The organism is Cupriavidus sp. SZY C1, assembly GCF_032190535.1.
GTDB lineage: Bacteria > Pseudomonadota > Gammaproteobacteria > Burkholderiales > Burkholderiaceae > Cupriavidus > Cupriavidus pauculus_C.
Map to the genome: position 1 here is coordinate 759680 of NZ_JAUANU010000001.1, position 15498 is coordinate 775177.

The window sequence follows — 15498 nt, forward strand, 5'->3', positions numbered from 1 at the left end:
CTATCTCCTAGAGTGCAATCGATGAAGCCGGTAGCGCGCGCCGGTTGCCGGCGCATCGCACCGGCCAACCGCGCGGGCGAGATTTACTGGGCCAGCGTGGCGCGGACGGTGTCCGCCACGTTTTCCACGGTGAAGCCGAAATGCTTGAACAGCACGCCGGCCGGGGCCGACTCGCCGAAGGTGTCGATGCCGACGACGGCCTGCACCTGGTACTTCCACCAGAAGTCCGTCACGCCGGCTTCCACGGCCACGCGCGGCACGCCGGCCGGCAGCACGCTGGCCTTGTAGGCGGCGTCCTGCTTGTCGAACACGGTCGTGGCCGGCACCGAGACCACGCGCACGTACACGCCATCGGCGGCCAGCGCGTCGGCCGCGCCCACGGCCAGGCCCACTTCCGAGCCCGTGGCCAGGATCACGGCGTCCGGACGCTTGGTGCGCGGGTTCCTGGCGTCGCGCAGCACGTAGCCGCCGCGGGCGATGTTGGCGCGCGTGGCGTCGTCACGCTGCTGGAACGGCAGGTTCTGGCGGCTGAAGATCAGGCAGCTCGGGCCGTTCTCGCGGCGGATCGCCTGGGCCCAGGCCACGGCGGTCTCGGTGGTGTCGGCGGTACGCCAGACGTCCATGTTCGGGATCAGGCGCAGGCTGGCCACGTGCTCGATCGACTGGTGCGTCGGGCCGTCCTCGCCCAGGCCGATCGAATCGTGCGTGAACACGAACAGCGAGCGGATCTTCATCAGCGCGGCCATGCGCAGCGCGTTGCGGCTGTAGTCCGAGAACGTCAGGAACGTGGCGCCGTAGGGCACGTAGCCGCCATGCAGCGCGATGCCGTTCATGATGGCGCTCATGCCGAACTCGCGCACGCCGTAGTTGATGTGGTTGCCCCAGGCGTCCACGCGCACCGGCTGCGTGCCCGACCAGTTGGTCAGGTTCGAGCCGGTCAGGTCGGCCGAGCCGCCCAGGAATTCGGGCAGCACCGGCGCGAACGCCTCGATCGTGTTCTGGCTGGCCTTGCGCGTGGCGATGGTCTCGGCCTTTTCCTCGCACTTGGCGATGAAGGCGTCCACGGCGGCGTCGAACGCGGCCGGCAGTTCGCCACGCATGCGGCGCTTGAATTCGCCGGCCTCGTTCGGATGCAGTTCGGCGTAGGCGTCGAACAGTGCGTCCCAGGCCTTTTCCAGCGCCGCGCCGGTGGTCTTGGCATTCCAGGCCGCGTAGACGTCCTCGGGCAGTTCGAACGGGGCGTGCGCCCAGCCCAGCGCCTCGCGCGTGGCCAGCACTTCGGCGCCGCCCAGCGGGGCGCCGTGCACGTCGTGGCCGCCGGCCTTGTTCGGCGCGCCCTTGCCGATGATCGTGCGGCAGCAGATCAGCGTCGGCTTGTCGCTGGCCTTGGCCTGGGCGATGGCGTTGTCCACGGCCACCACGTCATGGCCGTCCACGGCGCGGATCACGTTCCAGCCATAGGCCTCGAAGCGCTTGGGCGTGTCGTCGGCAAACCAGTGCACCACGTCGCCGTCGATCGAGATGCCGTTGTCGTCCCAGAACGCGATCAGCTTGTTCAGCTTCAGCGTGCCGGCCAGCGAGCAGGCCTCGTGGCTGATGCCTTCCATCAGGCAGCCGTCGCCCATGAACACGTACGTGTGGTGGTTGACGATGTCGAAGCCCGGGCGGTTGAATTCCTCGGCCAGCAGGCGTTCCGCCAGCGCCATGCCCACCGCGTTGGTGATGCCCTGGCCCAGCGGGCCGGTCGTGGTTTCCACGCCCGGCGTGATGCCGTACTCGGGGTGGCCCGCCGTCTTGCTGTGCAGCTGGCGGAAGTTGCGCAGCTCTTCCACGGGCAGGTCGTAGCCGGTCAGGTGCAGCAGGGCATAAATCAGCATCGATCCGTGGCCGTTAGACAGCACGAAGCGGTCGCGGTCGGCCCACTGCGGATTGACCGGGTTATGCTTCAGGTGCCGTCCCCATAGTGCCACGGCGATGTCCGCCATTCCCATCGGCGCGCCGGGGTGGCCGGAGTTGGCCTGCTGGACGGCGTCCATGGCGAGCACGCGGATGGCATCGGCCATCAGCTTGACGGGTTGGTTGGCGAAAGGACTGGTGGCGGGATGGGCGAGGGCAGACATGCGGGAACCTGACGGCGGGAAAACCGCAATTTTAGCAGAAGCAGGCGGCATTTCCGGGCGTCCGGACACGTCCCGAAGGGGGTCTCAGACGTGGACCGAATGGCTGGCGCCCGGCGTGGGCACCACGCTGGGCGAGATCGCCGTGCTGGCGGCCTCGCGCACGCCCCACCAGCAGGTGGAAATTGGCGAGAACGCGCGCTTTGGCCGGATTTTCCGGCTCGATGGCCGCGTGATGAGCACCGAAGCCGACGCCTTCATCCAGCACGAACTGATGACCGTACCGATGGCGGCAGTGCACGGTTCGCCACGTAGCGCGCTTGTCGTGGGCGGCGGCGACGGCGGCTCGGCCTTCGAACTGCTGCGGATTCCCACGATGCGGGAAGTCGTGGTGGCCGAACTGGATGCCGAAGTCGTGCGGTTGGCGCGCACGTGGCTGGCCGGCATCCACCGGGGCGCGCTCGACGAGCCCGGCGATGCGCGCCTGCACATCGCCATCGGCGACGGCCTGGGGCTGATGGAAGCCTTTGCGCGGGCCGGACGCCAGTTCGACCTGATCGTCTATGACCTCACCGAGGCCGACGACGGCAGCCCCGCCGCCGCCCTTTTCTCCCCGCACGGCATGCAGACCGCGCGCCGCTGCCTGACACCGGGCGGCGCGATCTCGATGCATCTCGGACCGCCGTGGCACCGGCCCGATGCCAGCCGCCTGCTGCTGGCCCGGCTGCGCCAGGTGTTCCGGCACGTGGCGCCGCTGACCACGTTCATCCCCGCGTATGGCGCGCTGTGGGGCATCGCACTGGCCAGCGACGCGCTCGACATCGCCACCCATCCGCCCGCGCGCATTGCCGACCGGCTGCGCCAGTGGCAGCTCGACGGCGCCCTGCGCGCCTACCGCGCCGAGCTGCATCCGGCGCTGTTCGATCACCCGCGCCACCTCCAGGCGATCTTCGACAGCGCTGGCCGTCCCGCGTAACATGCACGGACGCCCCGCCGCGCCGTGCGGCCGGGCGCTTGTGCCATCCGGGAGACCCTCATGTCCAGACCGCCCAATACGCCCTGGCTGACGCCCTATCTCACGGTCGCCAGCGGACGCGCCGCCATCGATTTCTACCAGCGGGCCTTCGGCTTCGAAGCCGGCCACGTGGTCGACGAAAACGGCGTGCCCACCCATGCCGAAATGCATTACCGGGGCCAGCTCGTCATCATGTTCGCGCCCGAGGGCGCCTGGGGCAGCACGGCCCGCACGCCCCGCTCCATGGGCGTGGAAGCGCCCCAGACGTTCTACGTCTACTGCGACGACGTGGACGCGCTGTACGCGCGCGCCATCGCTGCCGGCGCCACCAGCATCGCGCCGCCAGCCGACCAGTTCTGGGGCGACCGCTACTGCATGGTCGAGGACCCCGATGGATACCGATGGGGCTTCGCCGCGCGGCTGACCGCATCCCCCGACGCCACCCCCAACGCTTGATGCCACCGAGATTCTTTGTCGATACGGCGCTCGCCGCCGATGCCGTGCTGCCGTTGCCCGAACCCGTCGTCCGCCACGTGCAGGTGCTGCGCCTGGCCACCGGCGACGCCATCACGCTGTTCAACGGCCAGGGCGGCAGCCACGCCGCCACGCTGGGCGAGATCGGCAAGCGGCACGCGGTGGCCCGCGTGGGCGCCCATGACGCCGCCGAGGCCGAAACGCCATTCGCCGTCACGCTGGCCCAGGGGCTGGCCGGCGGCGACAAGATGGACTGGCTGATCGAGAAAGCCGTGGAACTGGGAGTCACGGCGATCCAGCCGCTGCAGGCCAGCCGCTCGGTCGTGCGGCTGTCTGGCGACCGCGCGGCCAAGCGCCAGGCGCACTGGCAGGCGCTGGTGCAGGCCGCGTGCGAACAATGCGGACGCAATCGCTTGCCGGCCGTGGCGCCGGTCGCTACCTTGGAAGCGTGGCTGGCCAGCGCACCGGCCTCGGGCGCCCGGCTGCTGCTGTCGCCGCGCGCGTCCGGGTCGCTGGCGGACCTGGCCGCGACGCACCGTGACGCATGGCGTGCCACGGGCGTCACGCTGCTGATCGGGCCCGAAGGCGGCTTGTCCGCCGACGAGGAAGACGCCGCGCGCCGCGCCGGTTTCATCGGCGTGACGCTGGGGCCGCGCATCCTGCGCACGGAAACCGCCGGGCTGGCATGCCTGGCAACGCTGAACGCCATCCTTGGCGGATTTTGATAAGGAGTCTGAGATGGGACTACTCGATAGCGTGCTGGGTGGCGTGCTGGGCCAGCGGGGCGGCCAGCCGGGCCAGTCCGGCGGCGTCAATCCGAAGCTGATCATGGCCCTTGGCCTGCTGGCGATGCTGGCCATGCGCAACAAGCACCAGGGCGCCGACGGCAGCGTGGCGCCGGCCGAGCCCGCCGACGCGGGCGCGGCGGGCGGCGGGCTGGGCGGACTCGGGGGTCTGGGTGGCCTGGGTGGCCTGGGCGGGATGCTCGGCGGCATGCTGGGCGGCGGCAGCGCGCCGGCGCCGGGCGGTCTCGACCTCGGATCGCTGCTGGGCGGCCTGCTGGGCGGCCAGGGCGAAGCCGGCGGATCGGCACAGGCGATGGGCGCGGCGGCCGGCGGCATCGGCGCGTTGCGCGACATCCTGGGCCAGGCCGGGCTGGGGCATCAGGTGGATTCCTGGATCGGCACCGGCGCCAACGAGGCGGTCAGCCCGGCCGACCTGTCGTCGGCGCTGGGCGACACCGGCGCGCTGCAGTCGCTGGCGGAAACCACCGGCATGTCGTCCGACGACGTGGCCGCGAGCCTCAGCGAAGGCCTGCCGGAACTGATCGACCGGCTCACGCCGAACGGGCAGGTCCCGCCGGCGGCCTGAACGCCCGCGCCACGGCGCTTGCCCAAACAAAAAGCCCGCTGGCAGCAGCGGGCTTTTTTTCATCATGCCGGCGCGGAGCCGGCGCGGCGCTCAGGCGAACGAGTAGAACACCCGGAACTGCACCTTGCGCTCGCTCCAGAACTCGGCGGCGTCACGGAATACGTCGAGCAGCACCTCGCGCGCTTCCTTGTCGAACTTCTGCGCGATCGGCAGACCTTCCAGCACGATCACGAAACCGGGCTGCGGGCCCGACTTGTGGATCATGTCGGTCAGGCAGTCGGACAGGGCGTCGAAATTCTTGCCGAAATGCTTCGGGAACGTGAATTCCGTGGCAATCCGCTCCAGGATTTCCGCCTTGCTCGCGCAATCGGCGCAGTTGGCGTACAGGAAATGCTGGTTCAGCGCGGCGGCGGCCTGGGACAGCTCGGGCACCCGGAACGCGCGGATCGACTGGACGATGTTGGGACGCACCGTCTTGAACAGATTCATGGCTCCCTCGTTGGTGCCGTCGTCAGCCCACGTGACCATGACTGGCGCACAGGCGGGCGGAAGTCGGTGCGTCAGATCCTGGCGGGGCATCATCAGCACGTTGTCATATAGGTTCTGGGCGTGATGGTGAGCCCTTTGCCAGCCATCTCCGGCGCCGCGCTCCTCGCGGGCGGCAAGGGCGTCGCCCAGTCCGAAAATGTCAGTCATCATTTGGTTATCCGTTTGAAACTGTTGTAGTGGTCTTCCGTGTAATAGCAGTCGTTGGCGGCGCGTTGGTCACCACCGCACACGATCCGCCTAGCTCCCCGATTCCGGCTCTTGCTGTTCTTGACGGTGTATTCGCGGTAATACCCGCGAGGCTGCTGCGGCAGGATGCGTTCGTAGTTGCCGAACCGCGAACCATCCTTGTCATACGGGAACGGCCCGCCGGCCTGTATCAGCTCCAGCGTCTGCTGCGCCTCGTTGGGCAACTGCGGGGCCGCGATGGTTCCCACCATCCCGGCCAGGTCGGGCGACTGCCTTGCCATCGCACCCTGCGGCGCCAGGGACAGCGCCATCGTCAGCGCCGCGCCGGCCAACACGTGGCCCAGGCTCCGTACCAGGCTCAGGGACTGCCGACTTGACTGCCGCTGCGACTGGCTTTGCGAATTCCGGGAACCCACGATGGTGAATGAATCGTTGGCGAAGGTTGGTGGCGGGTCATTCCGGCGCCACGCAGAAAGGCCTGCGACGGCTCCGGCACGCCCAGGCGAGCGTCCGCATTCAAAGGCGTAAGGTTACGCGCAAGTCCACCATTAATCAATCCCCGCGCCGTGGCAGGCGGAATTTCTTCAATTGTTTCAATATGTTATTGATATGTGTGCGCATACTAACCTCACAAGGGGCGCCGGGCGCGGACATGAAAAAAAGCCGGGCGGACCCGGCTTCTGCATCACATGCGGACGATGGCCCGGCGGGCCGGTGCCAGCCCGCGGGCTTTTACGGCGATCAACCCTTGGCGGCGGCGTCCACCACGACCAGCGCGGTCATGTTGACGATACGGCGCACGGTGGCCGACGGCGTCAGGATATGCACCGGCGCCTTCACGCCCAGCAGGATCGGGCCGATGGCCACGTTGTTGCCGGCCGCCACCTTGAGCAGGTTGTACGAGATATTGGCCGCGTCGATGTTCGGGCAGACCAGCAGGTTGGCTTCGCCCTTGAGCGAGCCGTCCGGCACCAGCGAATCGCGCAGCTTCTCGTCCAGCGCGCTGTCGCCGTGCATTTCGCCATCGACTTCCAGGTCCGGCGCGCGGTCGCGCAGGATCTGCAGCGTATCGCGCATCTTGCGGGCCGACGGTGCCTCGGACGTGCCGAAGTTCGAATGCGACAGCAGCCCCACCTTCGGCTCGATGCCAAAGCGCTTCAGTTCCTCGGCCGCCATGATCGTGATCTCGGCCAGTTCCTCGGCGGTCGGGTCGACGTTCACGTGCGTGTCCACCAGGAAGATCTGGCGGCCCGGCAGCACCAGGCCGTTCATCGCGGCGTACACCTTGTTCGTGCCGCCGAGCACCTGGTCGATATAGCGCAGGTGGGCCGCCGTGGTGCTGACCGTGCCGCAGATCATGCCGTCGGCCTCGCCCTTCTTGACCAGCATCGCGCCGATCAGCGTGGTGCGGCGGCGCATTTCCAGCTTGGCGTACTGCTGGGTGACGCCCTCGCGGGCCATCATGCGGTAGTACGTATCCGAATAGTCGCGGAAGCGCTCGTCATGCTCGGGATTGACGACCGTGAAGTCCACGCCCATGCGCAGGCGCAGGCCAAAGCGCTCGATCCGGTGCGACAGCACGGCCGGACGGCCGATCAGGATCGGGTTGGCCAGCTTCTCGTCGACGATCACCTGCACGGCGCGCAGCACGCGTTCCTCTTCGCCCTCGGCAAAGACGATGCGCTTCTTTTCCATCTCCACCTTGCGCGCGGCCGCGTAGATCGGCTTCATCAGCGTGCCCGAGTGGTAGACGAACTGCTGCAGTTGCAGGCGATACGCGTCCATGTCCTCGATCGGCCGCGCGGCCACGCCGCTCTTGGCCGCCGCCTCGGCCACGGCCGGCGCGATCTTGACGATCAGGCGCGGGTCGAACGGCTTCGGGATCAGGTATTCGGGGCCGAACGACAGGTCCTGGATGCCATAGGCCGTGGCGACGATGTCGCTCTGTTCCTGGCGGGCCAGCTCTGCCACGGCGTTGGCCGCGGCAATCTCCATCTCGCGCGTGATCGTCGTCGCGCCGCAGTCCAGCGCGCCACGGAAGATGAACGGGAAGCAGAGGACGTTGTTGACCTGGTTCGGATAGTCGGTGCGGCCCGTGGCGATCACGGCGTCCGGACGCACTTCCTTGGCCAGTTCCGGCATGATTTCCGGGTTCGGGTTGGCCAGCGCCAGCACCAGCGGCTTGTCGGCCATCTTCTGCACCATTTCCGGCTTCAGCACGCCGGCGGCGGACAGGCCCAGGAAGATGTCGGCGCCGTCCATGACCTCGGCCAGCTTGCGCTTGTCGGTCTTCTGCGAGAAGCGCGCCTTTTCCGGGTCCATCAGCTCGGTGCGGCCCTCGTAGACCACGCCGGCCAGGTCCGTCACCCAGATGTTCTCGATCGGCAGGCCCATGTCGACCAGCAGGTCCAGGCAGGCCAGCGCGGCCGCGCCGGCGCCCGAGGCCACCAGCTTCACCTTCGAGATGTCCTTGCCGACGACCTTCAGCCCGTTGATGACCGCCGCGCCCACCACGATGGCGGTGCCGTGCTGGTCGTCGTGGAAGACGGGAATCTTCATCCGCTCGCGCAGCTTGCGCTCCACGTAGAAGCACTCCGGCGCCTTGATGTCTTCAAGATTGATGCCGCCGAACGTGGGCTCCAGCGACGCGATGATGTCCACCAGCTTCTCGGGGTCCTTCTCGTCGATCTCGATGTCGAAGACATCGATGCCGGCAAACTTCTTGAACAGCCCGCCCTTGCCTTCCATGACCGGCTTCGACGCCGCGGCGCCAATGTCGCCCAGGCCCAGCACGGCGGTACCGTTGGTAATCACGGCCACCAGGTTGCCACGGGCGGTATAGCGGAAGGAATTGGCCTGGTCGGCGACGATTTCCTCGCACGCGGCGGCCACGCCCGGCGAGTAGGCCAGGGCCAGGTCACGCTGGTTCGACAGCGGCTTGGTGGGGGTGACGGAAATCTTGCCGGGGGTCGGAAACTCGTGGTATTCGAGTGCGGCCTTGCGCAGCGCCTCACGCTGCTGCTGTTTCAGATCGTCTTGGGACGGGGACTGCTGAGGGCTTGTCATCTGCGCATCTTCCGATCAGTGGAGCCGCATGAATAACGCTGGGAATGAGCACGGGCCGGCTCCACGAACCCGCTGTCTCCGCTTTCACAGGCGCTTAGGCTGCTGCCTTGGAAATGGCGCATTTTATATTGTGAAAAACTATTTCACAATGGGCGTTTTGCGCGGGGCACCTTTGCGTTTCGGTACAATATGCCGCATGCCGCTGGGCTTGACCAGCCGGTATGCCCCCCACCTTCATGCCAGATCCCAGCGCCGTCTCCCTTTCCGAATTCGACCTGATTCGCCGCTTCTTCACGCGCCCGGTGCACAAGGCGGCGCTCGGCGTGGGCGATGACTGCGCGCTGATCGACCCGCGCCCGGGCCACCAGCTGGCCATCAGCTCCGACATGCTGGTCAGCGGCCGCCATTTCTTTCCCGATGTCCCGCCGCGCGCACTGGGCCACAAGGCGCTGGCCGTGAACCTGTCGGACCTGGCCGCGATGGGCGCCGAGCCGCGCGCGTTCACGCTGGCGCTGGCGCTGCCGGAGGCCGATCCCGCGTGGCTGGAAGCCTTTGCCGGCGGCCTGCTGGCCTTGGCCGACGACCACGGCTGCGAGCTGATCGGCGGCGACACCACCAAGGGCCCCCTGACGCTGTCCATCACCGTGTTCGGCGACGTGCCGCTGCGCCAGGCGCTGCGCCGCGACGCCGCCCGGCCCGGCGACGACATCTGGATCTCGGGCACGCTCGGCGACGCCCGGCTGGCACTGGGCGACTGCCGCGGCGAATGGCTGCTGCCCGAGCCCGATTTCAGCGAGGTGCGGCCGCGCATGGACACCCCGACGCCGCGCGTGGCGCTGGGCATGGCGCTGCGCGGCGTGGCGCACGCGGCGCTGGACATTTCCGACGGCCTGATCGGCGACCTGGGCCACATCCTCGCCCGCTCGTCGGTCGGCGCCATCGTCGACGTCGACGCCCTGCCCCGCTCGGCCATCCTGGGCGCGCAGCCGATCAACTGCCAGCGCGACTGCGTGCTGGCCGGCGGCGACGACTACGAACTGTGCTTCACCGCCCCGGTGGGTCAGCGCGAGGCCATCGCCGCCATCGGCCAGCAACTGGGCCTGCCGCTCACGCGTGTCGGATCGATCACTCCGGAGGCCGGGCTGCGGCTGGTCGACCGCCATGGCGACCCGTACACGTACGCGGGCGCGTCGTTCGATCATTTCACCGCGCCGTGACACACCGCCGCCAAGCCGTGTCATGATGCCGGGCATGCGCGCAACAGGGAGAGCCGTGCGCTTGCGCGCCATATACCACTAGAAAAGTCGAGCCAGGTTCTTGATGTCCGCCTATCCCCCCGGGGCCGCGCCGCGCGACCCCGCCCATCCTGCCGAGCCCGTCACGCTGGAGGCCGGCCAGACGTCCCGCATCACGCGCCCCACCGCGCGCTTCATGCTTGGCCATCCGGCCCGGCTGCTGGCGCTCGGCTTTGGCTCCGGCCTGTCGCCGGTCAGCCCCGGCACGGTCGGCACGCTCTACGGCTGGCTGTCGTTCGTCGTGATCTCGATGTGGATCGAGCCGACCACGTGGCTGTGGATCATCGCCGGGGGCTTCGTGCTCGGCATCTGGGCGTGCCTGCGCACCGCGCGCGACATGGGCGTCTACGACCACGGCAGCATGGTCTGGGACGAGATCGTGGCGTTCTGGCTGGTGCTGGTCTTCGTCACGCCCACCGGGTTCTGGGGCCAGTTCGCGGCCTTCCTGTGGTTCCGGCTGTTCGACATCGCCAAGCCGGCGCCGATCCGCTACTACGACCGCACGCTCAAGGGCCCCGGCTTCACGGGCGCCTTCGGCGTGATGTTCGACGATATCTTCGCGGCGTTCTACACGCTGCTCGTGTTCGCCCTGTGGCGCTCGTTCTGAGCGCCGCGCCCTTTCTGCACCAGGATTCGGGGAATCGCCGCCATGTCCGTCAGCCGCCTGCTTGACCAGCTAGCCATCCAGGCCGGAGCCGCCCTCGCGGAACGCTCGCTCATGCTCGCCACCGCGGAATCCTGCACGGGCGGGCTCGTGGCGGCGGCCATCACCGATATCTCAGGGTCGTCCGGCTGGTTCGAGCGCGGCTTCGTGACTTATTCGAACGAGGCCAAGACGACCATGATCGGCGTGCCCGCGAAGCTGATCCGCGACCACGGCGCGGTCAGCGAGGAAGTGGCCCACGCCATGGCCGAGGGCGCCCTGCTGAACAGCCGCGCCCAGGTGTCGCTGTCGATCACCGGCGTGGCCGGCCCCACCGGCGGCACCCCGGACAAGCCGGTCGGCATGGTCTGCTTTGGCTGGAGCAACCGCATCACCACCCGCACCGAAACCCAGCGCTTCAAGGGCGACCGCGCCCAGATCCGCCGCCAGGCGGCCGAGCACGCGATGCGCGGACTGATCGAGCTGATTCGGAACGAGGCGTAAGAATCCGCTGGTTGACTCCCCTCTCCCGCACGGCGGGAGAGGGGTCGGGGGAGAGGGCGTTGAGGCGCAAGTCGCGACACCTCGCGGATTGAACCGCCGGCCCTCTCCCCCAGCCCCTCTCCCGCACGCGGGAGAGGGGAGCCACCCGGCGCCAACCGGGCTCAGCCGTGCCGGAACCGGTTGATCGTCTCGCGCGTCTGCAGCGCCACGTTGCGGGCGGCGGCGGCGAAGTTCTTGTCGCGGCTGGCGTACAGGATGGCGCGCGACGAGTTGATCATCATGCCGGTGCCGTCGGCCGTGCGGCCGGCCTTCACGGTGGCCTCGATGTCGCCGCCCTGGGCGCCGATGCCCGGGATCAGCAGCGGCATGTCGCCGACGATCTGGCGCACCCGGGCAATCTCGTTCGGGAACGTGGCGCCCACCACCAGGCCCATCTGGCCGTTCGTATTCCAGCGTTCGCGCGCGGCCTCGGCCACCACCTGGTACAGCGGCTTGCCGTCGACCTGCAGGAACTGCACGTCCGAGCCGCCCGGGTTAGACGTGCGGCACAGCACGATCACGCCCTTGCCCGGATGCGCCAGGTACGGCGACATCGAATCGAAACCCATGTACGGGCTGACGGTCACCGCGTCGGCCTTGTAGCGGTCGAACGCCTCGATCGCGTAGTGCTCGGCCGTGGAGCCGATGTCGCCGCGCTTGGCGTCCAGGATCACGGGGATCCCCGGGTGGGCGTCGTGGATGTATTCGATCAGCTGTTCTAGCTGGTCCTCGGCGCGCTGGGAATGGAAATAGGCAATCTGCGGCTTGAAGGCGCAGACCAGGTCGGCGGTGGCGTCGACGATTTCGCGGCAGAACGAGAAGATCGCCCCGCCCGTGCCGGTCATCGACAGCGGCAGCTTGGCCGGGTCCGGATCGAGCCCGACGCACAGCAGGGAATCGTTTCGCTGCCAGGCGCTGGACAGCAGCTCGGTAAAGGTCATGGGAGGCTCGGAGAAGTCGGGCGGGGCTGGCGTCCCGCCCGGGTTCGACAGTATGCACAGCATAACGCGCGCGGCGGCCGGGCGGTTGGCCGCCGGCAGGGCGCGACGGGCGTCGCGCGGCGCGCCATGGTGGCGTCGGCGGCATTCTACCTGCTGGCATGCTATTGTCTGGAGCTTCCGCTTAAAAAGAGCGACCGCCACGTCGCCATCCCGCCAATCCATGCAACTCGACCGCCGCGGCGTGCTCCTGCTCGTCATCCTGACCCTTGCCTGGGGCCTGAACTGGCCGATCATGAAGCTTGGCGTGGCGCATTTCCCGGCTATGGGGTTCCGGCTGCTGTGCATGGCCGGCGGGCTCGTGGCGCTGGGGCTGGCGCTCAAGGTGCGCGGCGAATCGCTGCGCGTGCCGCGCCAGGCGTGGGGCACCGTGGTGCGGCTGGCCATCCCGAACATGGTCATCTGGCACCTGTTCGCGATCTGCGCGGTCAAGCTGCTGTCGTCGGGCCGCGCGGCCATCCTGGGCTACACCATGCCGATCTGGGCCGTGATCTGGGGGCTGGTGATCTTCCGCGAGCGGATTGCGCTGTCGGCCTGGATCGGCATCGGCTGCGCGCTGGCCGGCACGGTGCTGCTGCTGTCCGGCGAGATCGCCGCGCTGACCGGCAGCCCGGCCGGCACCGTGCTGATGCTGGTGGCGGCGGCCGGCTGGGGCTTTGGCACCCAGTTGATGAAACGCACGCCCATCGACGTCTCCATCGGCGCGCTGACGTTCTGGATGCTGGCCGTCACGCTGCCGTTCCTGGCCATCGGCTCGGCGCTGTTCGAGACCGGCTGGCGCATGCCGACGGCCGTGGAATGGGCCGCCATCGGCTACAACGCCGTGGTGGTCTTTGCCTACTGCCACCTGGTCTGGTTCGCGCTGGCGCGCAGCCTGCCGCCGGTGGTGTCGAGCCTGTCGATCATGTTCATTCCGGTGGTGGGCGTGTTCTCGGGCATGTGGCTGCTGGGCGAGACGCCGCACTGGCAGGACTACGCGGCCATCGTGCTGATGTTCGCGGCGCTGTCGTCGGTCATGCTGGCGCCGCTGCTGCGCCGGCGCCTCTGAGCAACACCAGAGATTTCACTTAACAAGCCCCCTCCCGTTGGATTACACTCGCGGCCATCAGAATCCCGGAGAAACTACGTGGGCAGTAGCATCGGGTGTTCGGGCTGCCGCGGCCGTGCCGCGTCATCGCCGGATGCCATGTCACTGCGGGCTGCGTAACGCCGATCCGCGCGGGGCCATCGCCCTGCTCGTCGCCGTGCTTGCCCGCAGACACCTGCGGGTGAGTGTGTCCTTCCGATTCCCGCGCGGTGCGTCTTGCTGACCGCCGCGTCGCGCACCGGATCTTCCCTCCCCCGGCTTGCCAGCCAGATACAGGCAACAGGCAAACGTCATCGCCTTGCCCCCGGACGCGGTTCCGCGCCCGCCGGCAGCGCGATCACGCTTGCCGGCCGCCTCATGGTCGCCTTGCTGGCCAAGCCTTGCCTGCGCACGTCTCCGACCCGCGCAATCAGTCACAAGGAATCCCAGGGATGATCAACCTGTTCGTCCTGCAGAAAGGCCGGCTTGCCCAGGAGCAGGTCGACGAGCGCAACGAGCTGCTGCAGCACAAGCCCATCTGGATCGACGTGGTCAGCCCCGACGACGAGGAGCTGGCGTGGATCAAGGAAGCCTACAACGTGGTCCTGCCCGAGCTGGAGGACCTGGGCGACCTGGAGGCGTCGGCGCGCTACTTCGAGGGCGAGGACGAGAATATCCACATCCGCACCGACTTCCTGCTCGACGAGGACGAGGCGTCGCGCAACGTGCGCGTGGCCTTCGTGCTCACGCGCGACGTCCTGTTCTCGATCCACGACGAAGACCTGCCCGTGTTCCGCCTGGTGCGGCTGCGCGCCCGCATGCGTCCGGGGTCCGTGCGCAACGCCAAGGACGTGCTGATGGACCTCTACGCGACCGACGCCGAGTACTCGGCCGATTCGATCGAGGAGATCTACGAGCGCCTGGAGGAAGCCAGCCGCCGCGTGCTGGCCGAGAACGTGACCGATGCCGCCGCCGCCGACGTGCTGGAAACCATCGCCCGCGAGGAAGACCTGAACGGCCGCATCCGCCGCAACGTCATGGATACGCGCCGCGCCGTGTCGTTCCTGATGCGCAGCCAGCTGCTGTCGGCCGAGCAGCAGGACGAGGCGCGCCAGATCCTGCGCGACATCGACTCGATCGAGAACCACACCGCGTTCCTGTTCGACAAGATCAACTTCCTGATGGACGCCACGGTCGGTTTCATCAACATCAACCAGAACAAGATCATCAAGCTGTTCTCGGTGGTGTCGGTGGCGCTGATGCCGCCCACGCTGATCGCCAGCATCTACGGCATGAACTTCAAGCTGATGCCGGAACTGGACTGGGCCATCGGCTACCCGTGGGCCATCGCGCTGATGGCGGTATCGGCGGCGATTCCGCTGGTGTATTTCCGCCGGAAGGGCTGGCTGAGCTAGCAGGCTGGCCCCGGCTCCCCTATCCCGCGAAGTGGGAGAACGGAGCCCTCTCTCAATCCGGCAGCGTTGCCGCCCCCATGCGCCGGGCGATGATCGATGCCTTGGTGCGGAAGTTCACGCGGACGTTGGCGCAGTACTCCTTCTTGTCGAAGCACTTGGGCGCCGGCAGCGCGGCAGCCAGCCGGGCGGCCTGGCCGACGGTCAGCCGGGACGCCGACGTGTGGAAGTAGTGCTGCGCGGCGGCCTCCACGCCGAACACGCCCTCGCCCCACTCCACCGAGTTCAGGTAGATCTCGAAGATGCGCTGCTTGTCCAGCCAGAATTCGAGCATCCACGTGATGGCCAGCTCCTGGCCCTTGCGCACGTAGTATTGCTCCGAGGACAGGAACAGGTTCTTGGCAAGCTGCTGGGTGATCGTCGACCCGCCGCGCACGATGTGTCCGCGCTTCTTGTTGCGCTCCCAGGCGTCCAGCATGGCATCCAGCTCGTAGCCCGGGTGGTTCACGAAGTCGGCGTCCTCGCTGGCGATCACCGCGCGCTTGATGTTGCGCGACATCTCGCCATAGCCCACCCACTTGCGGTCCACCGAGCAACTCCAGACATTCAGCCCGCACAGCCGCCAGCGCTCGGCGCGCATGAACGACGTGGACGACGGGTCCAGGTATTGCCAGGCCGCGATCTGCAGGAAGAAGTACACCTGCAGCGCCAGCACGCCGACGATCAGGCATTCGCCCAGATAGCCAATCCAGCGCAGCGGATT

The 15498-nt window shown here is 68.1% G+C and carries 15 protein-coding genes; 9 read left to right on the top strand and 6 right to left on the bottom strand.

The genetic code is table 11. The features are described 5' to 3' along the window. Window positions 1–83 precede the first annotated feature (83 nt). Window positions 84–2171, bottom strand: a complete 2088-nt coding sequence (tkt, locus tag QTN24_RS03575; RefSeq protein ID WP_409558970.1) for a transketolase — start codon at window positions 2169–2171, stop codon at window positions 84–86. Window positions 2172–2235: 64 nt separating this feature from the next. On the opposite strand from tkt, the gene QTN24_RS03580 reads away from it, so the two are divergent. The 4 genes from QTN24_RS03580 to QTN24_RS03595 are packed head-to-tail and all read left to right on the top strand — an operon-like array spanning window position 2236 to window position 4977. Continuing rightward, on the top strand, window positions 2236–3093 hold the full coding sequence (locus QTN24_RS03580; RefSeq protein ID WP_313835320.1) for a spermidine synthase: 858 nt from the start codon (window positions 2236–2238) through the stop codon (window positions 3091–3093). 60 nt (window positions 3094–3153) lie between these two features. Further along, complete coding sequence (locus tag QTN24_RS03585; protein ID WP_313835321.1) at window positions 3154–3588, top strand: VOC family protein; 435 nt, start codon at window positions 3154–3156, stop codon at window positions 3586–3588. Further along, entirely contained in the window at window positions 3588–4331 is a 744-nt protein-coding gene (locus tag QTN24_RS03590; protein ID WP_313835322.1) for a 16S rRNA (uracil(1498)-N(3))-methyltransferase, read from the top strand. Before QTN24_RS03585 ends, QTN24_RS03590 begins: the two co-directional genes overlap by 1 nt. Before the next feature lie 13 nt (window positions 4332–4344). Next, entirely contained in the window at window positions 4345–4977 is a 633-nt protein-coding gene (locus QTN24_RS03595; protein WP_313835323.1) for a YidB family protein, read from the top strand. 90 nt (window positions 4978–5067) lie between these two features. Here the strand turns inward: QTN24_RS03595 and QTN24_RS03600 are convergent, their stop codons facing one another. The 3 genes from QTN24_RS03600 to QTN24_RS03610 all read right to left on the bottom strand — a co-directional run bounded on the left by QTN24_RS03600 (window position 5068) and on the right by QTN24_RS03610 (window position 8778). Further along, window positions 5068–5676, bottom strand: a complete 609-nt coding sequence (locus tag QTN24_RS03600; protein WP_313835324.1) for a barstar family protein — start codon at window positions 5674–5676, stop codon at window positions 5068–5070. Beyond that, window positions 5673–6023 carry a ribonuclease domain-containing protein gene (locus tag QTN24_RS03605; protein ID WP_124683272.1) on the bottom strand — a complete coding sequence of 117 codons (351 nt, stop codon included), beginning with the start codon at window positions 6021–6023 and terminating at the stop codon, window positions 5673–5675. The genes QTN24_RS03600 and QTN24_RS03605 overlap by 4 nt, the downstream gene beginning before the upstream one ends. A gap of 430 nt (window positions 6024–6453) precedes the next feature. Further along, window positions 6454–8778, bottom strand: a complete 2325-nt coding sequence (locus tag QTN24_RS03610) for an NADP-dependent malic enzyme (RefSeq protein ID WP_124683271.1) — start codon at window positions 8776–8778, stop codon at window positions 6454–6456. A gap of 221 nt (window positions 8779–8999) precedes the next feature. Here QTN24_RS03610 and thiL point away from each other — a divergent pair, with 221 nt between their 5' ends. The 3 genes from thiL (at window position 9000) to QTN24_RS03625 (ending at window position 11220) form a co-directional block, all read left to right on the top strand. After that, window positions 9000–9995 (top strand): thiamine-phosphate kinase, encoded by a 996-nt coding sequence (thiL, locus tag QTN24_RS03615; protein ID WP_409558971.1) that lies wholly within the window; start codon window positions 9000–9002, stop codon window positions 9993–9995. 103 nt (window positions 9996–10098) lie between these two features. After that, window positions 10099–10680 (top strand): phosphatidylglycerophosphatase A, encoded by a 582-nt coding sequence (locus QTN24_RS03620; RefSeq protein WP_124683270.1) that lies wholly within the window; start codon window positions 10099–10101, stop codon window positions 10678–10680. Window positions 10681–10722: 42 nt separating this feature from the next. Further along, complete coding sequence (locus tag QTN24_RS03625; RefSeq protein WP_124683269.1) at window positions 10723–11220, top strand: CinA family protein; 498 nt, start codon at window positions 10723–10725, stop codon at window positions 11218–11220. A gap of 161 nt (window positions 11221–11381) precedes the next feature. Here the strand turns inward: QTN24_RS03625 and pyrF are convergent, their stop codons facing one another. Then, the gene (pyrF, locus tag QTN24_RS03630) at window positions 11382–12200 is read right to left on the bottom strand and encodes an orotidine-5'-phosphate decarboxylase (protein WP_124683268.1); all 819 of its coding nucleotides are present in this window, start codon (window positions 12198–12200) and stop codon (window positions 11382–11384) included. Between the two features lie 220 nt (window positions 12201–12420). Here pyrF and QTN24_RS03635 point away from each other — a divergent pair, with 220 nt between their 5' ends. Continuing rightward, complete coding sequence (locus tag QTN24_RS03635) at window positions 12421–13305, top strand: DMT family transporter (protein WP_313835325.1); 885 nt, start codon at window positions 12421–12423, stop codon at window positions 13303–13305. A 470-nt stretch (window positions 13306–13775) separates the two neighbouring features. Beyond that, window positions 13776–14738 carry a magnesium/cobalt transporter CorA gene (gene corA, locus QTN24_RS03640; RefSeq protein ID WP_124683266.1) on the top strand — a complete coding sequence of 321 codons (963 nt, stop codon included), beginning with the start codon at window positions 13776–13778 and terminating at the stop codon, window positions 14736–14738. Between the two features lie 52 nt (window positions 14739–14790). Here corA and mtgA read toward each other — a convergent pair whose 3' ends face one another. After that, window positions 14791–15492 carry a monofunctional biosynthetic peptidoglycan transglycosylase gene (gene mtgA / locus QTN24_RS03645; protein WP_124685034.1) on the bottom strand — a complete coding sequence of 234 codons (702 nt, stop codon included), beginning with the start codon at window positions 15490–15492 and terminating at the stop codon, window positions 14791–14793. Window positions 15493–15498 lie beyond the last annotated feature (6 nt).